This is a genomic window from Rouxiella badensis, assembly GCF_002093665.1.
GTDB classification, from domain to species: domain Bacteria; phylum Pseudomonadota; class Gammaproteobacteria; order Enterobacterales; family Enterobacteriaceae; genus Rouxiella; species Rouxiella badensis.
Window position 1 is genome coordinate 122,009 of sequence record NZ_MRWE01000001.1, and the last position, 24,048, is coordinate 146,056.

General features: G+C 55.4%; 23 protein-coding genes, 1 pseudogene and 1 riboswitch. Of the genes and pseudogenes, 10 read left to right on the forward strand and 14 right to left on the reverse strand.

The features are described from left to right. Window positions 1-113: 113 nt before the first annotated feature. Window positions 114-764, forward strand: coding sequence for a helix-turn-helix transcriptional regulator (locus BS640_RS00580; RefSeq protein ID WP_017492443.1), 651 nt, complete (start codon window positions 114-116; stop codon window positions 762-764). Window positions 765-850: 86 nt separating this feature from the next. Here the strand turns inward: BS640_RS00580 and rhlE are convergent, their stop codons facing one another. Beyond that, window positions 851-2,251, reverse strand: coding sequence for an ATP-dependent RNA helicase RhlE (gene rhlE / locus BS640_RS00585; RefSeq protein ID WP_017492444.1), 1,401 nt, complete (start codon window positions 2,249-2,251; stop codon window positions 851-853). Between the two features lie 360 nt (window positions 2,252-2,611). On the opposite strand from rhlE, the gene BS640_RS00590 reads away from it, so the two are divergent. Beyond that, window positions 2,612-3,814: a multidrug efflux MFS transporter gene (locus tag BS640_RS00590; protein WP_017492445.1), complete on the forward strand. Its 1,203-nt coding sequence runs from the start codon at window positions 2,612-2,614 to the stop codon at window positions 3,812-3,814. A gap of 81 nt (window positions 3,815-3,895) precedes the next feature. Here BS640_RS00590 and BS640_RS00595 read toward each other — a convergent pair whose 3' ends face one another. From BS640_RS00595 to moaA, 6 genes are all read right to left on the reverse strand, one after another. Beyond that, window positions 3,896-4,606, reverse strand: coding sequence for a Bax inhibitor-1/YccA family protein (locus BS640_RS00595; RefSeq protein WP_017492446.1), 711 nt, complete (start codon window positions 4,604-4,606; stop codon window positions 3,896-3,898). 153 nt (window positions 4,607-4,759) lie between these two features. Beyond that, window positions 4,760-5,224 carry a molybdopterin synthase catalytic subunit MoaE gene (gene moaE, locus BS640_RS00600; RefSeq protein WP_017492447.1) on the reverse strand — a complete coding sequence of 155 codons (465 nt, stop codon included), beginning with the start codon at window positions 5,222-5,224 and terminating at the stop codon, window positions 4,760-4,762. 2 nt (window positions 5,225-5,226) lie between these two features. Beyond that, on the reverse strand, window positions 5,227-5,472 hold the full coding sequence (moaD, locus tag BS640_RS00605) for a molybdopterin synthase sulfur carrier subunit (RefSeq protein ID WP_084911589.1): 246 nt from the start codon (window positions 5,470-5,472) through the stop codon (window positions 5,227-5,229). Next, a complete protein-coding gene (gene moaC, locus BS640_RS00610; protein ID WP_017492449.1) occupies window positions 5,469-5,948 on the reverse strand; it encodes a cyclic pyranopterin monophosphate synthase MoaC in 480 nt (159 codons plus the stop codon). The genes moaD and moaC overlap by 4 nt, the downstream gene beginning before the upstream one ends. Before the next feature lie 9 nt (window positions 5,949-5,957). Then, window positions 5,958-6,470 (reverse strand): molybdenum cofactor biosynthesis protein B, encoded by a 513-nt coding sequence (gene moaB / locus BS640_RS00615; RefSeq protein WP_084911591.1) that lies wholly within the window; start codon window positions 6,468-6,470, stop codon window positions 5,958-5,960. 19 nt (window positions 6,471-6,489) lie between these two features. Continuing rightward, window positions 6,490-7,476: a GTP 3',8-cyclase MoaA gene (gene moaA / locus BS640_RS00620; protein WP_084911593.1), complete on the reverse strand. Its 987-nt coding sequence runs from the start codon at window positions 7,474-7,476 to the stop codon at window positions 6,490-6,492. Beyond that, a riboswitch (molybdenum cofactor riboswitch) is annotated at window positions 7,469-7,634 on the reverse strand. It overlaps the preceding gene by 8 nt. 374 nt (window positions 7,635-8,008) lie before the next feature. Between moaA and yvcK the strand changes: the two genes are divergently transcribed. Further along, a complete protein-coding gene (gene yvcK, locus BS640_RS00625) occupies window positions 8,009-8,917 on the forward strand; it encodes a uridine diphosphate-N-acetylglucosamine-binding protein YvcK (RefSeq protein WP_026110606.1) in 909 nt (302 codons plus the stop codon). Between the two features lie 172 nt (window positions 8,918-9,089). Here the strand turns inward: yvcK and BS640_RS22335 are convergent. Together BS640_RS22335 and uvrB are read right to left on the reverse strand one after the other, a co-directional pair. Further along, window positions 9,090-9,302, reverse strand: a pseudogene (locus tag BS640_RS22335) (VF530 family protein); the annotation flags it as partial. A gap of 181 nt (window positions 9,303-9,483) precedes the next feature. Further along, window positions 9,484-11,490 (reverse strand): excinuclease ABC subunit UvrB, encoded by a 2,007-nt coding sequence (uvrB, locus tag BS640_RS00635; RefSeq protein ID WP_017492454.1) that lies wholly within the window; start codon window positions 11,488-11,490, stop codon window positions 9,484-9,486. 1,098 nt (window positions 11,491-12,588) lie between these two features. On the opposite strand from uvrB, the gene BS640_RS00640 reads away from it, so the two are divergent. Beyond that, complete coding sequence (locus BS640_RS00640) at window positions 12,589-13,299, forward strand: ABC transporter ATP-binding protein (protein WP_017492455.1); 711 nt, start codon at window positions 12,589-12,591, stop codon at window positions 13,297-13,299. A 6-nt stretch (window positions 13,300-13,305) separates the two neighbouring features. Here BS640_RS00640 and bioD read toward each other — a convergent pair whose 3' ends face one another. From bioD to bioB, 4 genes are read right to left on the reverse strand one after another with little or no spacing between them, the layout of a single operon-like run. Beyond that, window positions 13,306-13,986: a dethiobiotin synthase gene (bioD, locus tag BS640_RS00645; protein WP_084911595.1), complete on the reverse strand. Its 681-nt coding sequence runs from the start codon at window positions 13,984-13,986 to the stop codon at window positions 13,306-13,308. 12 nt (window positions 13,987-13,998) lie between these two features. Next, entirely contained in the window at window positions 13,999-14,781 is a 783-nt protein-coding gene (bioC, locus tag BS640_RS00650; protein WP_084911596.1) for a malonyl-ACP O-methyltransferase BioC, read from the reverse strand. Then, on the reverse strand, window positions 14,753-15,916 hold the full coding sequence (gene bioF / locus BS640_RS00655) for an 8-amino-7-oxononanoate synthase (RefSeq protein ID WP_084911598.1): 1,164 nt from the start codon (window positions 15,914-15,916) through the stop codon (window positions 14,753-14,755). Before bioF ends, bioC begins: the two co-directional genes overlap by 29 nt. Window positions 15,917-15,922: 6 nt before the next feature. Beyond that, window positions 15,923-16,960, reverse strand: coding sequence for a biotin synthase BioB (bioB, locus tag BS640_RS00660; RefSeq protein WP_017492459.1), 1,038 nt, complete (start codon window positions 16,958-16,960; stop codon window positions 15,923-15,925). Between the two features lie 122 nt (window positions 16,961-17,082). On the opposite strand from bioB, the gene bioA reads away from it, so the two are divergent. Beyond that, the gene (gene bioA / locus BS640_RS00665) at window positions 17,083-18,360 is read left to right on the forward strand and encodes an adenosylmethionine--8-amino-7-oxononanoate transaminase (RefSeq protein ID WP_017492460.1); all 1,278 of its coding nucleotides are present in this window, start codon (window positions 17,083-17,085) and stop codon (window positions 18,358-18,360) included. Here bioA and BS640_RS00670 read toward each other — a convergent pair whose 3' ends face one another. Beyond that, window positions 18,361-19,338, reverse strand: a complete 978-nt coding sequence (locus BS640_RS00670) for a LysR substrate-binding domain-containing protein (protein ID WP_193791200.1) — start codon at window positions 19,336-19,338, stop codon at window positions 18,361-18,363. A 130-nt stretch (window positions 19,339-19,468) separates the two neighbouring features. Here BS640_RS00670 and BS640_RS00675 point away from each other — a divergent pair, with 130 nt between their 5' ends. The 5 genes from BS640_RS00675 (at window position 19,469) to BS640_RS00695 (ending at window position 23,912) form a co-directional block, all read left to right on the forward strand. Beyond that, window positions 19,469-20,623 (forward strand): methionine aminotransferase, encoded by a 1,155-nt coding sequence (locus BS640_RS00675; protein ID WP_084911600.1) that lies wholly within the window; start codon window positions 19,469-19,471, stop codon window positions 20,621-20,623. Window positions 20,624-20,647: 24 nt separating this feature from the next. Beyond that, window positions 20,648-21,427: an ABC transporter substrate-binding protein gene (locus BS640_RS00680; RefSeq protein ID WP_084911603.1), complete on the forward strand. Its 780-nt coding sequence runs from the start codon at window positions 20,648-20,650 to the stop codon at window positions 21,425-21,427. 208 nt (window positions 21,428-21,635) lie between these two features. Then, window positions 21,636-22,679 (forward strand): NADP-dependent oxidoreductase, encoded by a 1,044-nt coding sequence (locus BS640_RS00685; RefSeq protein ID WP_084911605.1) that lies wholly within the window; start codon window positions 21,636-21,638, stop codon window positions 22,677-22,679. Window positions 22,680-22,721: 42 nt separating this feature from the next. Continuing rightward, window positions 22,722-23,402 carry a type 1 glutamine amidotransferase domain-containing protein gene (locus tag BS640_RS00690; protein ID WP_017492979.1) on the forward strand — a complete coding sequence of 227 codons (681 nt, stop codon included), beginning with the start codon at window positions 22,722-22,724 and terminating at the stop codon, window positions 23,400-23,402. Window positions 23,403-23,429: 27 nt separating this feature from the next. Further along, on the forward strand, window positions 23,430-23,912 hold the full coding sequence (locus BS640_RS00695; protein WP_084911607.1) for a kinase inhibitor: 483 nt from the start codon (window positions 23,430-23,432) through the stop codon (window positions 23,910-23,912). The last annotated feature ends 136 nt before the right edge of the window (window positions 23,913-24,048 follow it).

Consider the following 24,048-nt stretch of genomic DNA (forward strand, 5'->3'; position numbering starts at 1 on the left):
CTTTTCATGACCGGCACGGCGGGATTGAAGTCACGCCGTGATTAGTTTACATTAAAACAAGTTTTTGCTTGGAATAATAATTCCTGCCCTAATCTAGGACCTAAAGAGTAAATATGTCAAGAAAAGACTTGGAAAATTCCGAGAGTGCAAAACAGAGCGTCGCCGAGCGACTTTTGATGCTGCTCAAGACCCGAGGCGAGCTACAGGCCAGCGATGCCGGGAAAATTTTGGGTACTACAGGCGAAGCCATGCGCCAGCAGTTCGTCAAGCTGGCAAAAGAGGGGTTGGTCGAAAGCAAGGCGGTATCGCAAGGCGTCGGCCGCCCAGCGCAGTACTGGCTGTTAACGCCCGAAGGCCACGCCCGATTCCCGGATACCCACGCCAGTCTCACCGTACAGCTACTGCGCATGATCCGTTCGTCGCTGGGTGAAGCCGCACTGGACCAGCTTATCTCAACACGCGAAACCGAGACCCTCGAGAATTACCGCAGGGCGATGGTGGGCGCCGAGACGCTGGAAGAACGCCTGCAACGCTTGGCAACTCTGCGTACCGGCGAAGGCTATATGGCAAGCTGGGAAAAACAGGAGGACGAAAGCTATCTGCTGGTCGAGAATCACTGCCCTATCTGCGCGGCGGCCGCCACCTGTCAGGGATTCTGCCGGGCGGAGCGCGAGGTGTTCAGCCAGACGCTCGGCGCCAACGTTGAGCGCACCGAGCACATTTTGCAGGGCGCGAGACGCTGTGCGTACCGTATTTGGCTCTAGAGCACCCGCGACAAAAACAAAAAAGCCCTCTCGAAAGAGGGCTTAAGCACGAAACTCGCCAGGTGTGTTCTACCGGCGTTGTTCGCTTACTCGCCTGAAGGCTTACGGCTGCGTGCAGCACCGGCGTTAGCGCCTGAACGACGCTGACCCGCATTAGCTGCGCTGCCACGGCTTGGACGAGAGGATGGACGGCTTTCGCCTGAACCATTACCGCCATTGCCGCTGCGCTGACCGTTACCACCCTGACGAGGGGCACCGGAACGCTGGCCACCGGCGCCTTGACGCGGTGCGCCACGGCCGTTGCCACCTTGACGACCGTTAACGATCGGCTCGGCTTTGATAGACGGATCCGGCTCGTAACCAGGCAGAGCGATACGTGGGACCTCACGCTTTAACAGACGCTCAATGTCACGCAGCAGCTTGTGTTCATCGACGCAAACCAGAGAAATCGCTTCACCGGTAGACTCTGCACGACCGGTACGACCGATGCGGTGCACGTAGTCTTCAGGGACGTTCGGCAGCTCATAGTTCACGACGTGAGGCAGCTGGTCGATGTCCAGACCGCGCGCGGCGATATCGGTCGCAACCAATACGCGAATGCCGCCGTCTTTGAAATCGGCCAGTGCACGCGTACGTGCGCCCTGACTCTTGTTACCGTGAATTGCAGCGGCGGTGATGCCGTCTTTATTCAGCAGCTCGGCCAGATGGTTAGCGCCGTGCTTGGTGCGGGTAAACACCAGCACCTGCTGCCAATTGCCGGTACCGATCATCTGCGACAGCAGCTCTCTTTTACGGCGCTTGTCAACGAAGTGAACGCTTTGCTCAATCTGCGAAGAGGCGGTGTTGCGACGCGCGACTTCAACGGAAGCAGGGTTGGTCAGCAGTTTGCCGGCCAGTGCCTTGATTTCGTCAGAGAAAGTCGCAGAGAACAGCAGGTTTTGACGCTTGGCAGGCAGTTTCGCCAGCACGCGACGAATATCGTGGATGAAGCCCATGTCCAGCATGCGGTCGGCTTCGTCCAGAACCAGAATCTCAACCTTGGACAGGTCAACGGCGTTCTGGTGTTCCAGATCCAGCAGGCGTCCCGGTGTTGCCACCAGAATATCGATGCCACCACGCAGTTTCATCATTTGCGGGTTGATGCTCACACCACCAAATACCACCAGCGAACGCAGCTTCAGGTATTTGCTGTAAGCCGTCACGTTTTCGCCGATCTGTGCCGCCAGTTCGCGGGTTGGCGTCAGAATCAATGCGCGAACCGGACGACGACCTTTAATCTGTGCGTCGCCAGTGTGGCTCAGCATCTGCAAAACAGGCAGGGTAAAGCCAGCGGTTTTACCAGTACCAGTTTGTGCGCTAGCCATTAAATCACGGCCTTGCAACACAACAGGAATTGCCTGTTGTTGAATAGGCGTAGGCGCGGTATAGCCCTGCTCTTCAACAGCACGCAGAATGTCGGCACTCAGGCCGAGAGAATCAAATGACATATAAGGAAAAGCTCCAATCCACTCTAACCCGAACAGGTTCGGTGCAGTTTCAAGAATGGATGATCAGACGAGGCAAATGAGGATTACCACGAGGATTCGGCACAAACTGCAGTGCGCCAGTTGCGAGGATTCTAACAGATATCACGCCCCCGCGTGCATTTATATGATTCAAGCTGTAAATGAATCCGTCCAATCCTGATTTAACGATATTTTCTGCCGCCGATTTGACGATGTTTGTTATAGCATCGTTAATTATTATCACGCTCGTTTAGTTATCACTTTTTGTGATTTCATCAAAGCATTAGCTTGCTATGATTCCGAGGGTTAACTATTTCATCCATAAGGCAACGCCGCAATACAATGGAAACCTGGAAACTAAATCTAATCTCCGTCTGGCTAGGCTGCTTCTTTACCGGTCTCGCTATGAGTGAAATCCTGCCCTTCCTGCCGCTGTATGTCGAACAACTTGGCGTTCATGACCACGAAGCTCTGAGTATCTGGTCCGGGCTGGTGTTTAGTGGCACCTTTATGGTTTCCGCCTGCGTGGCCCCGCTGTGGGGCAGTTTAGCCGACCGCAAAGGGCGAAAACTGATGCTGCTGCGCGCGGCGCTGGGTATGGCGATAGTCATGGTACTACAGGGCTTCGCGCAAAACGTCTGGCAGCTGTTTATCTTCCGCACGCTGATGGGCCTGACTTCCGGCTTTATCCCCAACGCCATGGCGCTGGTCGCCTCGCAGGTTCCACGCGACAAGAGCGGTTGGGCGTTGGGTACCCTGTCTACCGGCCAGGTTGCCGGGGTAATTATCGGACCGCTGTTGGGCGGATTCATGGCCGACCATCTCGGCCTGCGCACGGTGTTTTTCGTCACCGGTGGCCTGCTGTTTATCAGCTTCCTCATCACGCTGTTCCTGATTAAAGAGCGCGTAGTGCCGGTCAGTAAGGCCGACAGGCTCAGCGGGAAAGCGGTATTTACCACGCTGCCTTACCCAATGCTCATCATTAGCCTGTTCGTGACCACGATGATGATCCAACTCGCCAACGGCTCCATTAGCCCGATTCTGACGCTGTTTATTCGTAACCTGTCCGGCAATACCGCTAACATCGCCTTTATCAGCGGGGTCATCGCTGCCGTGCCGGGGATTTCCGCCCTGCTCGCCGCGCCGAAACTCGGCAAACTCGGCGACCGCATTGGCGCACACCGCGTATTAATCGCGGCTCTGGTGTTCTGCTTCATCCTGTTCTGCCTGATGGCAACCATCAGTACACCGGTGCAGCTGGGCGTTTTACGCTTCCTGTTGGGCTTCGGCGACGGTGCGCTTATGCCTGCGGTGCAGGCGCTGCTGGTCAAGTACAGCAGTGAGCAGGTCACCGGTCGAATCTTCGGATATAACCAGTCATTCATGTACCTGGGCAACGTGGCGGGCCCGCTGATAGGCTCTGGCACCTCCGCGTTGTTAGGCTTCCGCTGGGTATTTCTGGTCACCGCCATTTTGGTGCTCTTCAACGCGGTGCAAATCTGGTGGAGTTTCAGAAGGGTTCCCACCGGCGTCAGGGTTAAATAATTGAATGCGGGTCGGCCGGTAAACTAAGGGCAAAAAAAAGGGGAGACAGCGCGAGCTGCTCCCCTCTTCGACTCAATTAATTTATCTTCTGCTGCCGAAAATGCGCAACAGCATCAGGAACAGGTTGATGAAATCAAGATACAGGGTCAACGCACCGACGATAGAGTATTTGCGGAAGTTGTCCTTGTCATTGACCGACAGCTGCTCACCCATGTTTTTCAGCTTTTGGGTGTCATACGCGGTCAGCCCCACGAACACCACCACACCGATATAGGTTACGGCCCACATCAGCGCCGAGCTTTTCAGCCAGATATTCACCACCGACGCCAGCACGATGCCGATCAACGCCATAAATAGCAGGCTGCCCATGCGGCTCAGGTCGCGCTTGGTGGTGTAACCGAAGACGCTCATCGCGCCGAACATACCGCCCGCCACCACAAAAGTGCCGGCAATGGATGAACCGGTGTAGACGATGAAGATGCTGGAAAGCGTCAAGCCGGTTAGCGCCGAATAAAGCATAAACAGCCCGGTTGCGACAGTGCCGCTCAGGCGATTAACCATACCCGAAATAACGAAAACCAGGGCCAGCTGAAGAATAATCAGGCCGAAAAAGGTAATTTGGCTTGAGAAGATAAAACCGAGGATCGCAGGGGAACGGGATGCATACCAGGCGACAAACGCCGTCAACAGCAAACCACAGGTCATCCAGCCATAGACCTGAGCCATATAGGCCTGAATGCCGCTGTTTGCGCGTTCTACTATCGAACCATTAGAGCGTGGATATCGATCCATGATGCTTACCTCTTACATGGAGGACAAAAACAAGGCTGAAAATGCAGCCTACCGGTACTCTTAGCCTATCACAAAAACCGGCTTCTGCGTGTGGCACCAATCACGGGTAAACGTTTGGTTTAACTTAAGCGCGGACCAAGACAGACTCCGCGTCTATGGCGAAGAAGACCATTTTTTAGCGGCTTCTTTATCGGTATCTCGTGACTCGACCCAGCGATCTCCATGCTCGGTGGCTTCACGCTTCCAGAACGGCGCGCGCGTTTTCAAATAATCCATAATAAATTCTGTGGCATCAAACGCCATGCCGCGGTGGGCACTGGTTACGCCGACAAACACGATTTCGTCGCCCGGATACAGTGCGCCAATGCGGTGATAGACGCAGACGCGCTGAAGCGGCCAGCGCTGACGCGCCTCGTCGACAATTTCAGCCAACGCCTTCTCGGTCATGCCCGGATAATGTTCGAGCGTCAGCGCACTGACATTATCACCGAGATTGTGATTACGCACTTTGCCGGTGAAAGTCACCACCGCGCCGTCGGCATCGGATTGTGCTAACCACTGATACTCTTCGCCGACGCTAAAAGGCGCGGCATCGACAATAATTCGCGTCGCTTGCATGCTTAGCCTCCGGTTACCGGCGGGAAAAATGCCACTTCATCGCCTTCTTTCAGCGAATGATCAGGCTCCACAAGCGTCTGGTTTACCGCCACCAGCAGCTTGCCGGACTCCAGCGCCAGCGCCCAACGTTCACCGCGCGTGCACAACGACTGCCGCAGCGCCTCAACGTCGCTGAATTCTGCGGCAACCTGCACACTGCCGGTGCCAATCAGCTCACGAACCTGAGCAAAAAACAGCACCTCAATCATTGTTCCGCCTTGAAGTCACCGGATTTGCCGCCGCTTTTCTCGAGCAAGCGAATCGGCCCGAGCACCATGTCTTTCTGAACCGCTTTGCACATGTCATAGATAGTCAGCGCAGCAACCGACGCCGCCGTCAGCGCCTCCATCTCGACGCCGGTCTTGCCGGTCAGACGGCACAGACTCTCGATGCGCACGCGGTCAAATTCAGGCTGAGCCTCAAGCTTGACTTCAACCTTGGTCAGCAACAGCGGATGACACAGGGGAATGAGGTCCCAGGTTTTCTTGGCCGCCTGAATACCGGCGATACGCGCGGTGGCAAAGACATCACCCTTATGATGATCGCCTTTGACTATCATCGCCAGCGTGCTGGCAGCCATGGTCACAAAGGCTTCGGCGCGGGCCTCGCGAACGGTTTCCGCTTTACCGGAAACGTCCACCATATGCGCTTCGCCGGAGGCATTGATATGCGTCAGTGTAGACATAATTTCGTTTTACTTTCTTACGTGAGGAATAAAGTTACAGGGGCGATTACGGGCATCAAGCTGCGAAGAGATGATGTGCTCCCAGGCCAACTTACAGGCATTGGTCGAGCCAGGCACGGCAAAAATCACCGTCTGATTCGCCATACCGGCCAGCGCGCGGGACTGAATGGTCGCCGTACCAATGTCTTCAAAAGAGACCATACGGAACAGTTCGCCGAAGCCTTCGATTTCACGGTCAAACAGCGGCTTTAACGCCTCAGGCGTATTGTCGCCGGTAGTAAAACCGGTACCGCCGTTGATAATGACCGCGCCAATCTTTTCGTCAGCAATCCATTGGGATACTACCGCCCGAATCTGATAAAGGTTGTCTTTACTAATCTGACGAGCAACTACGTGATGCCCGCACTCTTCCACCGCCTCACGCAGATAGTCCCCGGAAGTATCATCGGTTTCAGTGCGTTTGTCGGAAACAGTAAGAATAGCTATCGAGAGCGCCTGAAATTCGCTGCTGGCTTTGCTCATATTTTTTTCCCTTTGGAGATTAGCCGCCAATAAATGAGAGGTTCTGCGTCATGCCGGTATTGCCCTGATGCAGGAAGTGGGTCTGTTTCTTGCGTCCCAGTCCACCTTGGATCCGCGCCATGAGCGCTTCCTGCTGCTGGTCATCGGCCAGTAAATCACGCAGAGGAATACCCTGCTCACCAAACAGGCACAGGTGCAGATTGCCAACGGCCGAGACGCGCAGGCGGTTGCAGGTGGCGCAAAAATCCTTCTCATAGGGCATGATCAGACCGATTTCGCCAATGTAGTCGGGGTGAGTAAAGACCTGAGCCGGACCATCGCTGCGGCTGCGGCCCATCAGCGTCCAACCCTGCTGCACCAGTTGGTCACGAATGACCTGACCCGATACGTGATGCTTGCGGAAAAGGGAACCCCCGTCGCCAGTTTCCATAAGCTCGATAAAGCGTAGCTGAATTGGGCGGTCTTTGATCCAGTTGAGGAAGGTCTGGAGGCTATTATGATTCACGTCGCGCATCAGCACGGCGTTGACCTTAACTTTTTCGAAACCTGCGTCAAATGCGGCGTCAATTCCGCTCATCACTTCACGAAATTTATCCTGCCCGGTAATGGCGTGGAACTGACGCGCATCGAGGCTGTCAACACTGACATTGAGAGCGGTTAAACCCGCATCGCGCCATTGTGTTATGTCTCGCGCCAGGCGATAACCGTTGGTGGTCACGGCAAGATGCCGAATCTGCGGGTTTTCGCGCACGGCAGCGATGATGTCGGTAAAGTCACGGCGTAGTGAGGGTTCGCCACCGGTCAGACGCACCTTTTCGGTGCCGAGATTGGCAAAAGCGCGGCTCACCCGACGAATTTCATCGAGTGAAAGGAAACTTTTATTGTTGTGGCCATTGGGTTTATAGCCGTCGGGCAGACAATATGTGCAACGAAAATTGCACACATCGGTGATCGACAGGCGCAAGTAATAGAACTTGCGCGCAAAAGCGTCTGTAAGTTGTTGCACCTTGATAACACCTTTCCAAATACGGGAGATGCGGGCATTTCTACCCAGCACCCTGGTGACATACGTCACGGCCAAGGCACCTTATTGCAGGCTGCACGATGAAATACACGGCAGAGGCAAGACAACTTAGGTACCAAGGCTAGGAGTTCAGTTTTTCCGATTTTAGTCTCCGGAAAAACACGGTTGAGCAGTATTGTAGCGCCGCGAAAACGCGTTCGCCAAGCGAACTCTTCGCTATGTAATTGGATATACAACGTTTTTTAGAGCACCGACCAATAAAAACACCTATGAAATCAATCGCCTCGTCGTCCCTGCACTGACAAGTACGATTAATAACAAGTTAGCGAAAAATTAGGTAAAATTGTTTCAGAAAATTTTATGCCATCAGCACAATACTTCCCGCTTGATTGGCGAAGAAGCACGGCGGCAAAGCTGATTATTCTCGGATGCTTACCAGCGTAAGGATCCGGAGTGAGCAGATGAAGCCCAAGCTGCTGCATCGCCAGCGAACGACGGGAAGCCAAGGAGAAGTATGAGAAGTCGGACGTTGGCCGATTTAGACAGAGTAGTTGCACTGGGTGGAGGCCATGGACTAGGGCGCGTAATGTCGTCACTGTCTTCGCTCGGCTCGAGGCTGACCGGTATTGTGACGACCACCGATAACGGCGGTTCCACGGGCAGGATCCGCCGCTCGGTGGGCGGCATTGCGTGGGGAGATATGCGCAACTGCCTTAACCAGCTAATTACCGAGCCTAGCGTCGCGTCAGCCATGTTCGAGTATCGTTTTAGCGGCAGCGGCGAGCTCGACGGACACAATCTGGGAAACCTGATCCTCCGTGCACTCGACAGCCTGAGCGTTCGGCCACTAGAGGCGATGAATCTAGTACGCAGACTGTTAAAGGTCGATGCAGAGTTGATCCCGATGTCAGAGGATCCGGTCGATCTGGCCGCCATCGACGCAGACGGGCAACCGATCCACGGTGAAGTGAACGTCGATCGGATGATAAAGATCCCGCGCGAACTGATGCTTGAACCGCAGGTAAAGGCCACCCGAGAGGCGCTGGATGCCATCGCAGAGGCCGACCTGATTGTGATAGGCCCCGGCAGCTTCTTTACCAGCCTGATGCCGCTGCTGCTGCTTAAAGAGCTGGCGACGGAGCTTCGACGCAGCCGCGCTCACATTGTTTACATCAGCAATTTGGGCAAAGAACTGAGCGTGGCCGCCGCGTCGTTAACGCTGCAAGACAAACTCAACATGATCGAAAAACAGATTGGTCGCCCCGCCATTAATGCGGCGATCGTCGGACCAGGGGTGCATCTTGGGGAGGCGAGCAGTCGGTTGATTATTCAACGCCCGCTCGAGGCCATGGACGTTCCCTATCGCCATGACAGAGAACTGCTGAGACTGGCGCTGGAAGACGCACTCCAGCGCATGGGCTAACTCTAAATTAAGACTCGTCAGCCTGGTTTTTCTTGACCAGCGGATGGTTATTCCACGGGCTGTCGGCGGCCGGTTTGGCGCTGCTGGCCTTCTTCACAGCTGCTGGCGTTGAAGCCGGCGATGTCGAGCGCCTTTTGCTCTTGCTGCTCATGTCAGGCTTCAGCAACCCCTCCACGAAATCCAGATACAACGTCTCAACCTCTTTGCGCGCCCACGGCGTGCGGCGTAAAAACTTCAGGCTCGACTTGATGCTAGGGTCGCTCTTGAAGCAGTTGATATTCACCTGCCCCGCCAGCGCCGGCCAGCCAAAGTTCTCCACCAACACGGTGAGCAGTTTTTCCAGCGTAACGCCGTGAAGAGGATCTTTGGGTTTAATGTCGGTCATTTGGCTGTCACCGCTAAAAGTTTGGGCCGCGAAGTCTAGCATAATACACCACCGCAATACTCCCTAGATTTCGTGCCGTGGGAAGGCGGCAACCGCGCGAGTCCCCGGGAGCTGACACAAGTCAGTGACCGGGGTGAGCAAGGGAAGCCAACGCCCCCACGCTGCGAAAGATAGGGGGTATTTAGGATAACGCGATAAATTGTTCGCGTAATGCATGCAACTCATCACGCGTATTCGCGGCGTCTTCAAACTCCAGATTCTGCGCATGCTGGTACATCTTCGCTTCCAGCTCGCGAATGCGTTGCTCCAGCGCCTTCGGCGTAAGTGCCTTGACCGTTGAAGCCGCCTGCGCTTCACGCAGCTCTTTGTTTTTCTTGAATTTCGGCTGTCCAAGCTGAAGAATGTCGCCGATTTTCTTGTTCAGACCCTGCGGCGTAATGCCCCTTTCGAGGTTGTAGGCCTCCTGTTTCGCGCGGCGACGCTCGGTCTCGCCGATAGCCTTAGCCATCGAGTTGGTAATCTTGTCGCCGTACAGAATCGCCTTGCCGTTAAGGTTACGCGCCGCACGACCAATGGTCTGGATAAGCGAACGCTCAGAGCGCAGGAAGCCTTCTTTATCGGCATCGAGAATCGCCACCAGCGATACCTCCGGCATGTCCAAACCCTCTCGCAACAGGTTGATCCCCACCAGCACGTCAAACTCGCCCAGACGCAGGTCACGAATTATCTCGACGCGCTCGACGGTGTCGATGTCTGAGTGCAGGTAACGCACCTTCTCACCGTGCTCCTCGAGGTATTCGGTGAGATCTTCGGCCATGCGCTTGGTCAAGGTCGTCACCAGCACGCGCTCGTTGATCGCCACGCGTTTGCGGATCTCAGACAGCAGATCGTCGACCTGCGTGCTCACTGGCCGCACTTCAATCAGCGGATCGAGCAGCCCGGTCGGCCTGACCACCTGGTCTATCACGTCGCCACCGGATTTCTCCAGCTCATAGTTGCCCGGTGTCGCCGAGACGTAAATGCTCTGCGGGGCCAGCGCCTCGAACTCTTCAAAGCGCAGCGGACGGTTGTCCAGCGCCGAGGGCAAACGGAAACCGTACTCCACCAGCGTCTCTTTGCGCGAACGGTCGCCTTTGTACATGCCGCCTATCTGCGGAATGGTGACATGGGACTCATCGACAATCAGCAGCCCATCAGCAGGCAGGTAGTCAAACAGCGTCGGTGGCGGCATACCTTCGCCACGCCCGGAGAGATAGCGCGAGTAGTTTTCGATGCCCGAGCAGTAGCCGAGCTCGTTCATCATCTCAAGGTCGAACTGGGTACGCTGGCTGATACGTTGCTCTTCCAGCAGCTTGTTGTTCGCCAGCAGATTCTTGCGCCGGTCGGCCAGCTCGACTTTTATCTCTTCCATCGCCTGCACGATGCGCTCACGCGGCGTCACGTAGTGCGTTTTCGGGTAAATAGTAAAGCGAGGCACTTCCTGCGATACCTGTCCGGTCAGTGGATCGAACAGTGAAAGCCGCTCAACCTCGTCGTCGAACAGCTCGACGCGCAGCGCCAGGTCATCAGACTCGGCCGGGAAGATGTCGATAACCTCGCCACGAACGCGAAACGTACTGCGCTGGAAAGCCTGGTCATTGCGCGCATACTGCAGCTCGGCAAGACGGCGCAGAATTGAACGCTGATCGATGATCATGCCCTTGGTCAGGTGCAGCATCATCTTCAGATAGAGGTCAGGGTCGCCCAGACCATAGATGGCAGAGACCGAGGCCACCACTATCACGTCTTTGCGTTCAAGCAACGCCTTGGTCGCCGAGAGTCGCATCTGCTCGATGTGTTCGTTAACCGAGGCGTCTTTCTCGATAAAGGTATCGGAGCTCGGCACGTAGGCTTCGGGCTGATAATAATCGTAATAGGAAACAAAATATTCCACCGCGTTCTCGGGGAAGAACTCTTTCATCTCACCATAGAGCTGAGCCGCCAGCGTTTTGTTGGGCGCCAACACCATGGTGGGCCGGTTCAGGTCGGCAATCACGTTGGCGACGGTGAACGTTTTGCCTGAGCCGGTCACGCCCAGCAGCGTCTGGTGCGCCAGACCGTTTTCCAGCCCTTCTTCAAGGCGGCGAATAGCCTCAGGCTGATCGCCCGAAGGTTTGAATTCGGAATGTAGTTTGAATACTTTGCTCATTGCGGGCTACCTGAGATGAGAACGTGCGAGACCGGAGAGGAAGTATGGAATACTCACTCACCTTGTCAAATGGAACATAGACAAGCTTGGACTAAACATTATACTGGATAAAAACCCAGCATCAAGCTACGATTCTTTCTTGAGCGGTCGGATTGCACTTTTTCAGGTAACGCCGTCCACCCATTTTCCCCATCAAGGGACATTTATCCCCAGATTCTATCGCGAATTAACTTTTGCAAGCTCGACTGACGAAAATTTACACAATCACTAGGGTCAGACAAGGGTGCTCTTGATTTTAATTAACCTATTGATAAATAGGATTTTCCCTAAAAAGTCGAGAATGCGGGCAAACTAAGCTCAACCCGCGCCCCGACTCGCCTGTAGCAACTTTTATAACTCTCATGCACAAGGTTATCCACAGGAATAGTGGATAAGTCTCAGCGCGCCGCTTGGGCCGTGCGCTGACAAAAATAGACATTTAGCCTTTGGTGCCTCATTTGACGTTTTTTTAGTTATTTTTTTACACTTTTATTTCTTTATATATTCAGTTTTGACCTAGAAAAAGCCGCTCTTTTGGATTGCAAAATTGATATGTGCATCTCATCAGGATTTTTCTGCTCTCTCCTTGCCTTTTGCTTGCACCAAAACTTCCAGCCTCAGCACTGGCAAAGTGCACCTCGAATCCTCAACTTGTCCGATAACATTAATTTTGGTAATGCATTGGCACAGGGTAGGCCTGCCGCAGCCTCGCGGTGCCTGCTTCACAATCCTTTAAGACTTATCTTTTTAAACTTGGCCCAAGAGTTGCAGTATTAGTCCAAAGGGTTAGCTTTACAGATAATGTGCTGATTAATCTTATGCCCACTAATTCTCTATTTTTTAGCAACAGTGAATGCTTTTAAGGCGAAAAAACGTCAGTTTTAGCCGTTTAGCACTGCGGGATGGCCGTTTGTCACTTGTTAATGCTGTTTAAATGCGAGACTTAAACGGAATTTAATCCTGTGTTAACAGACTAACGGCATCGAAAAAATGTCAGAAATATGACAGGGGTTGTCAATGTTGTGTTCAACGGAACGCCGAACAAGTGAGGAACAACTGATGCTAAGTGTAAAAGCGGTTAACCAGTTTTATGGTCAAAATCATATCCTGTGGGACATCAATCTCGAGCTTTACCGCGGCCAGTGCAACTGCCTGATAGGCCGTAATGGCGTCGGTAAAACGACGTTGGTTAACTGCATAATGGGCCATTTGCCGGTTAAAAGTGGCTCGATGATCTGGCATTCTGCTAACCAGGAGCCGCAAAACCTGCTGGCACTGCCGGTGGAAACACGCGCGCAGATGGGCATTGGCTACGTCCCTCAGGGACGGCAAATTTTCTCGCAGATGAGCGTCGACGAAAACCTGCAAATTGCGATGATGGCCAGCCGCAATAAAACGCGCCGCGTACCTTCTCAAGTCTATGACCTGTTTCCGTCGATGAAAGAGAAAGGGTCGCGTAAGGCAGGAGAGCTTGACGAGACGCAGCAACAGCAGCTGGCTATCAGCCGCGCGCTGGTGCAGGAGCCGGAGCTGCTTATTCTTGATGAGCCGACCGAGCACACCAGCGAGGCGATGGAAGCCAACATGGGCAATATTATCCACCGCCTCAACCGCGACCTCGGCCTGACGCTGCTACTTGTAGGCCACAAGCTGCCGTTTATTCGAAGCGTCGCCGACCGTTTCTGTCTGCTCGACGGCGGACGCAACGTCGCACAAGGTACGTTGGCCGACCTCGATGAGAATCTGGTGAAGACCTATCTCACAGTATGAAGCGGCTTACAGCAAGCACTCGAGCGACAAATAGCGACCAGGATCGTTGAATTGATGCTTTTGAAGATACGGGATCTCGCCCAACAGGGGCGCAGGCAACATACGTGTTAACGTTGCGAGATAGGCCTGATGATGCTGCCCCGTCTCCTCAACGTCATTGGCAATCCACCCGGCCAGCCGCAAACCACTTTGCGAGATAGCCTGTGCGGTCAGTACCGCGTGGTTGATACAGCCCAGCCGCATGCCGACCACCAGGATAACCGGCAGCCCTTCTTCTACCACCCAGTCAGCAAAGGTTTGCGAGGCATTGAGCGGCGTAAACCATCCCCCTGCTCCTTCGACCACGACCCAGTCCGCTAAAGGTTCAAGTTCACGCAATCCCTTCGATAGCACCTCAAACTCGATAGGTCGCCCTTCCAGTTCGCTGACGATGTGTGGCGAGGTCGGCTGCAGAAAAGTGCAAGGGTTAACCTGCGCGTAGTCCAGCGCGACGGAACTGTTGGCCTGTAATGCCAGCGCATCGCCGTTGCGGATGCCCTCTGGCGTCATTTCGCTGCCCGAGGCAACCGGTTTGTATCCGGCAGTGCTCATGCCTGCCGCTTTGGCTGCCTGCAATAAGGCACAGGTAGCCACAGTTTTTCCGACTTCGGTGTCGGTGCCAGTGATAAACCAGCGCTTTTTATTCATGTTTTACTCTTTTTATTCTTTCTCACACTGGATAAGCCCATAGACCAGGCGATAGGTCAGTGGCAGCATCCCGTCGCGACGCACGTAGTGCTTGTCAAGCAAGGCCAGACGTTCTCGGCCGCCCAATCCCCCGAGCCTTCCGCCTTTAATGTGCGTCGCGCCGATGCCTTTTAGCGAACGCATCAGGCTCATCACGTCAGGAAACAGCGAGGTGTGCTGACTGAATTCGACGTGGTGGGTGTAAGGCGCACAGGCCTCGGCAATTTTATCCGGGGTGAGGAATTTGTTGACGTGTGGACGGCCGTCAACCTTCATCCAGGCCTGCGACAGTTCCAGCAGCGAATTTTCCGCCAGCGTCGAAAATAGCACGATGCCGCCCGGACGCGTCACCCGCACCATCTCCTCCAGCGCACGCGGCAGCGCATTGCACCACTGCACCGCCAGATTGCTAAAAGTGATATCGACGGAGTTGTCGGCAAGCGGCAGCCGTTCGATGTCGCCCGGCAGATAGACGTCGGCAGAGTTGAGCTCTCGGGCACGCGCCAGCATGCCTTCGGAGAGATCGAGTGCGGTGACATTCTTATTCAGTTCGCGCCAGCGGCGGCTGAAATAGCCAGTGCCGCAGCCTGCGTCGAGCACCTTTTCACCGAGCGTCGCGTCCTGTAAAGCGGCCATCGCCATCAGGGTATCGCCGCTCTGGCGCTGCAATTCAGCCGCGCCTTCATAACTGTGGGCCGCGCGACTGAACGCATCGGCGACCGCTTTTTTATTCACTAATTCCGTGACTGCACCCATTCAGGGACTCCAGCAAAATATCAATATCTTCGGGCTGATGGGCAGCCGTAAGGGTCAGGCGTAAACGCGCACTGCCGGGTGGAACGGTCGGCGGACGAATTGCGCTGACCCACATCCCACGTTCGCGCAGGCGCTCTGCCAACACCATCGCAGGCCGATTTTCCCCAACTATCAGGGGTTGAATAGCGCTCGAGGAGTCGGTTAACCGCAGACCCAGCTGCGCCGCACCCGTCCTGAAACGGGCAATGTTGGCCGCCAGTTTATCACGCAGGTCATCAGCTTGCTGAATACATGTCAGGGCAGCCTGAAGCGTACAGGCCTGCGCCGCGGGCATCGCGGTGCTGTAAATCAGATGACGCGCGAACTGCAACAAATAATCGGCGGTGGCATCGTCACACAGCACCGCGGCACCGCTACAGCCAAACGCCTTACCAAAAGTCAGCACCAGCAGTTCGGGTTTAACGCCCTGCTGCCAGCAACTGCCGCGCCCCTGCTCGCCAAGAACACCCACACCGTGGGCATCATCCACCATCAACCCACTGCCGTGGCGGCGAGTCAGGTGATGGAGTTCAGCCAGCGGTGCGGTGTCTCCGTCCATGCTGAAAACCCCCTCGGTTATGGTCAGGGTTTCACCCACCGCCGATTTTTCAAGCAGACGCGCCAGCGACGCCGGCTGATTGTGGGCAAAACGCCGCAGCTGCGCCGGAGACTGAACGGCCGCCTCAAGCAGTGAGGCGTGGCTCAGTTTATCGGCCAAAATCCGATCGTCCGCCTGCATCATCGCCGCGACGACCGCCTGATTGGCCGCGAATCCCGAAATAAACAGCAGCGCCCGCGGATAGCCCTGCCAGTCGGCCAACTGCTGTTCTAGCTCATGATGCGCGTGGGTAAAACCGGTCACGTGGCCCGACCCACCGCTACCGACGCCATAGCGCGCAGCCCCTTGCTGCCAGGCGGCAATCACCTCTTCGCGCTGCGACAGCCCCAGATAATCGTTGCCCGAGAAGTTAAGGTAGCGGCGGTCGTCGAGCGCTATCCAGCGGCCATTCCCCCCGGCATTAGGACGGCGCTGCCTGAACGCATCAGCCTGCCGGCGTTCGTCGAGAGCGGTTTGAATACGCGCAGACCAGGTCATCGTCCGTCAGACCGCGGCGTTGTAAAACATATCGCTGTCGGCGTGCATCAGCTGCGAACTCAACGCCTGCTGCTGCTCTTGGTCGCCCATTTCGGTGGCAAAGTTCTGTGGGTTAAGCCCCAGTTTGCCGAATAGAATCAGATCTTTGTCTTCCGCAGGGTTCGGCGTGGTCAGCAGTTTACAGCCGTAGAAAATCGAGTTGGCACCGGCCATGAAGCACATTGCCTGCGTCTGCTCGCTCATCTGCTCACGCCCCGCCGAAAGACGCACGTAGGAGCGCGGCATCATGATGCGTGCTACGGCGATAGTGCGAATAAAATCAAAAGGATCGACGTCGTCGTTGTCGGCCAGCGGCGTGCCTTTGACCTTGACCAGCATGTTGATTGGCACGCTTTCCGGTGGGACCGGAAGGTTCGCCAACTGCATCAGCAGGCCGGCGCGGTCCTTGACCGTCTCTCCCAACCCAACGATGCCGCCCGAGCAGACTTTGATGCCCGCACCGCGCACCTCCTCGAGCGTATCCAAACGCTCCTGGTAGCTGCGAGTGGTGATGATACTGCCGTAGAACTCTGGTGAGGTGTCGAGGTTATGGTTATAAAAATCCAGCCCCGCCGAGGCCAGACGCTGCGCCTGGGTGGTATTCAGCGTACCCAGCGTCATGCAGGTCTCCATGCCTAGCTCCTTCACGCCCTGCACCATCTGCTCAAGATAGGGCATATCGCGATCGTGAGGATTCTTCCAGGCGGCGCCCATGCAAAAACGCGTCGAACCCGCCGCTTTGGCCTGCCGCGCAGACTCCAGCACCTGCTCGACCTGCATCAAACGTTCGGATTCAAGCCCGGTCTTGTAGCGCGAACTCTGCGGACAATATTTGCAGTCTTCCGGGCAGGCTCCGGTCTTAATCGACAGCAGTGTACTGACCTGAACCTGACGTGGGTCAAAGTGCTGGCGGTGGATCTGCTGCGCTTCAAACATCAGTTCCAGAAAAGGTTTTTCGAATAAGGCTTGAGTTTGCTCATAGTTCCAACGAGTGCGGGCTGTCATAAGACATCTCCAAAAGTAATGATATACCGTAAACCATTTTTGATTTATTTTAGTTTACGGTCAACGTAATATTTTATTTTTGGTTTACGACTTAAGTACACCCCCGACGACAGGAACTCTTCATGACACCGGCCGACCTCGAATTTGATCAACGCCATATCTGGCATCCGTACACCTCCATGACCCGCCCGCTGCCGACCTATCCGGTCGAGTCCGCCGAGGGGGTGATGCTGCATCTGGCAGACGGGCGACAGTTGGTTGACGGCATGTCATCGTGGTGGGCGGCCATTCACGGCTACAACCATCCGCGACTCAACAAGGCGGCGATTGAACAGATTGGCAAGATGTCGCACGTGATGTTTGGCGGCATTACCCATCCGTCGGCTATCGCGCTGGCAAAGCAGCTGGTCGACATGACGCCCGAGGCGTTGGAGTGCGTATTTTTAGCGGACTCTGGGTCGGTGGCGGTCGAGGTCGCGTTAAAGATGGCGATGCAATACTGGCAGGCGCGCGGCGAAAAACGCCAGAAGATACTGACCCTGCGCCACGGTTATCATGGCGATACGTTTGGCGCGATGGCGGTGTGTGACCCGCAAAATTCGATGCACAGCCTGTATCAGGGTTATCTGCCCGAACATCTGTTTGCTCCCGCGCCGCAGAGCCGCTTTGAGGGAGAGTGGGATCCGCAGGAGATAGCGCCGTTCGCTGCCCTGCTGGCGGAACATCGTCGCGAAATTGCCGCGGTTATCCTCGAGCCGGTGGTTCAGGGCGCGGGCGGCATGCGCATCTATCATCCGCAATACCTGCATCAGGTGCGCGCACTGTGCGACGAGTTTGGCGTACTGCTGATTGCCGACGAGATTGCCACCGGTTTTGGCCGTACCGGCAAGCTGTTTGCCTGTGAACATGCCGGGATCGCGCCGGATATTTTATGCCTCGGCAAAGCGCTGACCGGCGGCTACATGACGCTGTCGGCCACGCTGACGACACGTGAAGTGGCCAACATCATCAGCAACGGTGAGGCGGGATGCTTTATGCACGGCCCGACGTTTATGGGCAATCCGCTGGCCTGCGCCGTCGCCAGCGCGAGTCTGTCGCTGCTCGCCGAAAACCGCTGGCCGCAGCAGGTGGCGGCCATTGAAGCACAGCTGAAGCACGAACTTACGCCACTTGGGGCGCATCCGGCAGTGGCCGACGTGCGCGTGCTGGGCGCAATTGGCGTGGTTGAGATGCGTCAACCGGTCGATATGGCGCGGCTGCAACAGCATTTTGTCGCCGAAGGGGTATGGATTCGCCCGTTCGGCAAACTGATTTACCTGATGCCGCCTTACGTCATCGACAGAGAACAGCTCAGCCGACTGACTCAGGCTATCGCCCGCGCGCTGACGACGCTTTATTGATTAAGCGCCTGTCCTTACCAACTGGCGCGATGCTGCCAGCAGTGCATCGAGTCTGGCCCGGCTGTGCTGCGCTTCCTGATTGAGAAAATCGATGGCAACGCGCAGCGCCGGGCTCGGATTGTCGGGATAAAGCAGCTGATAGGTCGCCCCGCTCGCCACGCACAGGGTAAAGGGGGCTATCACCCGCTGCGCCTGCAGATCGTCTTCGATCAGCGTTAAATCGCCGATGGCCACGCCATAGCCCTGCAATGCCGAGTTGATGGCCAAGTCTAGCGTATCGAAATGCTGCGATTTACTCGACGGCAGCGTCTGCGCACCGGCCGTTTTTAGCCACAGCAGCCAGTCGCGGCGATCGCGGGTCGGATGTAAAAGCGTTTGATCCGCGAGATCCGTGACTCGCGCCTCTTTCTGCCTGACTGGCAACAGGCTCGGCACGCAAACCGGCGTCAGCACCTCGTCAAACAGGTGCATCGCATGCAGCGAACTCTCCACCGGCCGCCCAAACACCACCGCGGCATCAAAATGTTCACGGCTAAAATCCACCCCGTGTGCCACCGAAGCGGTCAGTTCAATTTGCATGTCCGGCCTGTCGTTTTGCAGCTTGATAACACGCGGCAGCAGCCAGCGCATCGAACAGGTCGGGCACTTGATGCGCAGCGTATCGGGATGGCTCGCCACCCGCTGTAGCGCCTCTCCCATCTGCGTCATTGCCAGCCGGATGGGGGGCAGCAACTGTGCACCGCGCGGTGTCAGGGTCAAGCCTCTGGCCTGACGTACAAACAACGGATATCCCAGATGCGACTCCAGGCCGGTAATCTGACGGCTCACCGCGCCCTGGGTAATGTGCAGGAGCTCGGCGGCGCGCGTGAGATTCAGGGTTTGCGCGACGACGACAAAGGTTTTCAGCAAATTTAGCGGAGGGAGATTCGGCGCTAAAGAGGATGAAGACGCGGGCATAAAATCAAGGGGTGAACTCATCGTGATACGGCTCCAGCTATGACCTCAGATCATGGCAAGTATGACAAACTTTCCATTGTCGGCCCAGAGAAACTGTTGCTTAATCGAGTCATACTTATACGCCCTTTCGCCCCGCCTCACAGGAGTTTGCATGAAAAGCGCCATGTCCCCGCAGTCGAAATTACCTGACGTCGGCACCACTATTTTCACCGTGATTGGCCAGTTAAGTGCAGAGCATAACGCCCTGAACCTGTCTCAGGGTGCGCCCAATTTTTCTTGCCAGCCTTCGCTGATAGACGCCGTCGCGAAATCGATGCGCGCAGGCCAGAACCAATATGCGCCAATGAGCGGTGTGGCAGCTTTGCGCCGTGCGCTCTCGGCCAAGGTAGAAGCGCTGTACGGCTGTCATTACGACGCCGACAGTGAAGTCACCGTAATTGCCAGCGCCAGTGAAGGTATTTATTCGGCCATTAGCGCACTGGTGCATCCAGGCGATGAGGTCATCTATTTTGAACCGGCTTTCGACAGCTACTCGCCGATCGTCCGTTTACAGGGCGCGAAACCGGTACCTGTCCGCCTGTCGATGGACGATTTCAGCATCGACTGGGACGAGGTCGCGAGTGTTATCAACAGCCGCACGCGGATGATCATCATCAATAGCCCGCACAATCCGACCGGCGCGATTTTCACCCAGCATGACATTGACCGCCTGACTGCGCTGACCCGCAACACCGATATCGTCATCCTCTCTGATGAGGTTTATGAACACGTGGTCTTTGACGGCGAATGTCACGAGAGCATGGCGCGTCACCCTGAGCTCGCCGAGCGCAGCGTTATCGTATCGTCGTTCGGTAAAACCTATCACGTCACCGGCTGGCGCGTGGGGTACACACTGGCACCGGAAGCGCTGATGGACGAAATCCGTAAGGTGCACCAGTTTATGGTCTTCACCGCCGATACGCCGATGCAATACGCCTTCGCCGAAGCGCTGGCAGACCCGCAAAGTTATTTGGGTCTGGCTGATTTTTATCAGCAAAAACGTGATTTACTGGTCAAAGCGATGCACGGCTCGCGCTTTGAACTGCTTCCAACGCGCGGTAGCTTCTTTATGCTCGCCCGATTCAACCACTTCAGCCCGCTTAGCGATGATGAGTTCGTGCTGAAATTGATTCGCGATCATCAGGTTTCGAGCATTCCACTGTCGGCATTTTACAGTGACAATAAGCCTACAGGGTTGATTCGACTCAGCTTTGCGAAAGATGATGAAACACTTTATGAAGGCGCGCGCCGTCTTTCTGGCGTTTGAAATACCTATCCTGGAGCCATAAAAATGCATAAATTGAAAAGTTTGCTGCTGTTGAGTTGTGCCCTAGCGTCGTTTTCAACGATGGCGGCAAACGACACCATCAAGTTTGGTCTTGAGGCGCAATATCCGCCGTTCGAGTCCAAATCCCCCAGCGGTGAACTGCAAGGCTTTGATATCGACCTGGGCAAAGCGGTCTGTGCCGCAGCCAACGCCAAGTGCGAATGGAGCGAAACCTCTTTCGACGGGCTTATCCCAGCGCTCAAAGCGCGCAAGTTCGATGCCATCAACTCTGCGATGAACGCCACCGATAAACGCCGTGAGGCGATTGATTTCTCAGACGTTATCTACCGTATTCCTACCAAGCTTATCGCTAAAACCGGTTCAGGCCTGTTGCCGGACGCTGCCTCGCTGAAAGGCAAGCACATTGGCGTGCTGCAAGGCTCGATTCAGGAAACCTACGCCCAGGCACATTGGGCGCCCAAAGGGGTAGACGTGGTGTCGTATCAGGATCAGAATCAGGTTTACCTTGATCTGACTTCCGGCCGCCTCGACGGGACATTGGTCATGGCCGCCGCGGGTCAGTCTGGCTTCCTTGACCGTCCGGACGGCAAAGGCTTTAGCTTCGTTGGCGACAGCGTAGACGACGACAAAATCCTCGGCAGCGGCATCGCTTTTGGCCTGCGCAAAGGCGACACCGCCAATAAAGAGCGTCTCGACAAGGCGATTGCCAAAATCAAACAGGACGGCACCGTTAAACAGCTCGCCAAAAAATACTTTGGCGATATCGACGTAACGCCAAAATAATTCTGCCTGCATTTTTTTCCCGCCGCCTGTTCCCCGGCGGCGGGAGATATCTCCTTGCCAACAAAGCTTTTATTATTATCTATTAACAAAACAAGTCCTCTGATTTCTGTACCTTAACGCTTCCCCCCTGTTACTGTTCCCTTACGATACCGCCTGGCGTCCTATACTTGTTCCCGGTGGAAGTCTTTTTAAATCTTAAGGAGTCAGCATGTCACAGAATTCAACCGTTAATCGCCGCTTCGTTTTAGCCTCACGTCCGAAAGGAGCGCCGGTGGCGGAAAACTTCCGTCTGGAAGAAACCGACCTGCCAAAACCTGCCGATGGCCAGCTGCTGCTGCGCACTGTTTATCTGTCGCTTGACCCGTACATGCGCGGACGCATGAGCGATGCCCCCTCTTATGCTCCGCCGGTTGCCCTCGGTGACGTGATGGTTGGAGGTGCGGTTTCACGCGTCGTCGAGTCAAAAGATGCCCATTTCAAACCGGGTGACTGGGTGGTCGCAGGGAGCGGCTGGCAGGACTACGCCGTCGTTGATGCCAAACTGGCCAGAAAGCTCGAAGGCGATGCGTTGAAACACCCTTCACTGGCGCTCGGCGTGCTCGGGATGCCGGGTTTCACGGCCTATATGGGTCTGCTGGATATCGGCGAGCCAAAGGCCGGTGAAACCGTCGTCGTGGCGGCCGCGACCGGCCCGGTAGGGTCATTGGTTGGGCAAATTGCTAAACTTAAAGGCTGTAAGGTCGTGGGCATCGCCGGCGGTGAAGAGAAATGCCGTTATGCGGTCGAGCATTTTGGTTTTGACGAATGTCTGGATCACCGTGCCGCCAACCTCGGTCAGCGCCTAAAAGAAGCCTGTCCGCGCGGCATCGACGTCTATTTTGAAAACGTGGGCGGGGCGGTGTTTGACGCGGTACTGCCGCTGCTCAACACCAAGGCGCGCGTCCCGCTGTGCGGCGTGGTGTCACAGTATAATGCTCAGGAACTGCCAAAGGGTGAGGACCGTCTGACGCTACTGACCACCGCAATCCTGAAGAAACGCCTGCGCATTCAGGGTTTCATTATTTTCGATGACTATGGCCACCGTTATCCAGAATTTGCCAAACAGATGAGTGAATGGTTCGCAGCGGACAAGATAAAGTTCCGTGAACACATCGTCCAGGGATTGGAAAATGCACCAGCCTCTTTAAACGACGTGCTGGAGGGTAAAAACTTCGGCAAGCTGGTGATCCAGGTAGGTAAGGAAGCGGAATAATTTGATTGGGAATTATTCCCCGACATTATTGGAGATAAGTTTATGAAACTATTAATAGTCTTGACGTCTCACGATAAATTGGGTGATACCGGTAAGAAAACCGGATTCTGGCTTGAGGAGTTCACTTCTCCCTATTACGAGTTCCTGGACGCGGGCGCGGATATCGTGCTCGCGTCGCCGAAGGGCGGCCAGCCACCGCTTGACCCGAAAAGCGACGAGCCTGACGCCCAGACAGAAACCACCGAACGGTTCCGTCAGGATAAAGAGGCACAGAAACGGCTGGCGGAAACACGCAAGCTCAGCGAGATCAATGCCGACGATTTTGACGCCGTTTTCTATCCGGGAGGCCACGGACCGCTGTGGGATCTGGCGGAGGACGAGCATTCCATCAAGCTTATCGAGGCATTCTGGCGCGCCGACAAACCGGTCGCCGCCGTGTGCCACGCGCCGGGCGTTTTCCGACACGTTGAAATCGACGATATTCCGCTGGTCAAAGACAAGCACGTCACCGGCTTTAGCAACAGTGAAGAAGAGGCGGTGCAGTTGACCGAGGTCGTCCCCTTCCTGGTCGAAGACGATCTGAAGAAGAATGGCGGTGAATACAGCAAGGCCGCGGACTGGCGTCCTTATGTGATAGTCGACGGCAGGCTGATTACCGGACAAAATCCGGCGTCTTCCGCCGGCGTTGCTCAGGCATTGCTGAAAATGCTAGGCTCGGACTGAGAATTTATAACAACAAATGAGGGTGTTATGGCTTTTACAGTAAAAAGTACCGATCTTAAAGACGGCGACAAGATGCCGAACGGCCAGGTGTTCAACGGTATGGGCTATGAGGGCAACAACCTGTCTCCTCAGCTGAGCTGGGACAACCCTCCGGCTGGCACCAAAAGTTTCGCCATCACCTGCTATGATCCGGATGCACCAACCGGTTCCGGCTGGTGGCACTGGGGTGTGGCCAATCTGCCCGCGGATCTGCGCTCTCTGCCGACCGGTGCCGGTTCCGGCAAAGGGGGACTGCCGGCGGGTGCCGTGCAAACGCGCACCGACTTTGGCAAGGCGGGATACGGCGGCGCAGCACCGCCACAGGGCGAGCATCACCGTTACCAGTTCACCGTTTATGCGCTCGACGTTGACCAACTTGACGTCAGCGAAGAGTCCAGCGGTGCCTATCTGGGCTTTAACCTGCACTTCCATACGCTGGCAAAAGCCTCTTTAACGGTGATTTTCAGCTAATTACTGCGCTTTTTGTATACACAATAAATATTTCTTAATGATAAAATCGGCTTTGTGATAAAAAGCCGCATGTTTTTATCCGAAATATTTGTAAGCTACGAAACCAGTACTTCAAAAAATCGGTATTTAATCCAGA

Bases quoted from the DNA above. Each gene is read 5' to 3' on its own strand.
- moaC (WP_017492449.1), bottom strand. From the start codon at position 5,948: ATGTCTACACTGACGCATATCAATGCCTCCGGCGAAGCGCATATGGTG.
- BS640_RS00595 (WP_017492446.1), bottom strand. From the start codon at position 4,606: ATGGATCGATATCCACGCTCTAATGGTTCGATAGTAGAACGCGCAAAC.
- rhlE (WP_017492444.1), bottom strand. From the start codon at position 2,251: ATGTCATTTGATTCTCTCGGCCTGAGTGCCGACATTCTGCGTGCTGTT.
- uvrB (WP_017492454.1), bottom strand. From the start codon at position 11,490: ATGAGCAAAGTATTCAAACTACATTCCGAATTCAAACCTTCGGGCGAT.
- BS640_RS00680 (WP_084911603.1), top strand. From the start codon at position 20,648: ATGCATAAATTGAAAAGTTTGCTGCTGTTGAGTTGTGCCCTAGCGTCG.
- moaE (WP_017492447.1), bottom strand. From the start codon at position 5,224: ATGCAAGCGACGCGAATTATTGTCGATGCCGCGCCTTTTAGCGTCGGC.
- BS640_RS00580 (WP_017492443.1), top strand. From the start codon at position 114: ATGTCAAGAAAAGACTTGGAAAATTCCGAGAGTGCAAAACAGAGCGTC.
- moaD (WP_084911589.1), bottom strand. From the start codon at position 5,472: ATGATTGAGGTGCTGTTTTTTGCTCAGGTTCGTGAGCTGATTGGCACC.
- yvcK (WP_026110606.1), top strand. From the start codon at position 8,009: ATGAGAAGTCGGACGTTGGCCGATTTAGACAGAGTAGTTGCACTGGGT.
- BS640_RS00675 (WP_084911600.1), top strand. From the start codon at position 19,469: ATGAAAAGCGCCATGTCCCCGCAGTCGAAATTACCTGACGTCGGCACC.
- bioA (WP_017492460.1), top strand. From the start codon at position 17,083: ATGACACCGGCCGACCTCGAATTTGATCAACGCCATATCTGGCATCCG.
- bioF (WP_084911598.1), bottom strand. From the start codon at position 15,916: ATGACCTGGTCTGCGCGTATTCAAACCGCTCTCGACGAACGCCGGCAG.
- BS640_RS00670 (WP_193791200.1), bottom strand. From the start codon at position 19,338: ATGAGTTCACCCCTTGATTTTATGCCCGCGTCTTCATCCTCTTTAGCG.
- BS640_RS00590 (WP_017492445.1), top strand. From the start codon at position 2,612: ATGGAAACCTGGAAACTAAATCTAATCTCCGTCTGGCTAGGCTGCTTC.
- BS640_RS00690 (WP_017492979.1), top strand. From the start codon at position 22,722: ATGAAACTATTAATAGTCTTGACGTCTCACGATAAATTGGGTGATACC.
- bioD (WP_084911595.1), bottom strand. From the start codon at position 13,986: ATGAATAAAAAGCGCTGGTTTATCACTGGCACCGACACCGAAGTCGGA.
- BS640_RS00695 (WP_084911607.1), top strand. From the start codon at position 23,430: ATGGCTTTTACAGTAAAAAGTACCGATCTTAAAGACGGCGACAAGATG.
- bioC (WP_084911596.1), bottom strand. From the start codon at position 14,781: ATGGGTGCAGTCACGGAATTAGTGAATAAAAAAGCGGTCGCCGATGCG.
- BS640_RS00640 (WP_017492455.1), top strand. From the start codon at position 12,589: ATGCTAAGTGTAAAAGCGGTTAACCAGTTTTATGGTCAAAATCATATC.
- BS640_RS00685 (WP_084911605.1), top strand. From the start codon at position 21,636: ATGTCACAGAATTCAACCGTTAATCGCCGCTTCGTTTTAGCCTCACGT.
- bioB (WP_017492459.1), bottom strand. From the start codon at position 16,960: ATGACAGCCCGCACTCGTTGGAACTATGAGCAAACTCAAGCCTTATTC.
- moaB (WP_084911591.1), bottom strand. From the start codon at position 6,470: ATGAGCAAAGCCAGCAGCGAATTTCAGGCGCTCTCGATAGCTATTCTT.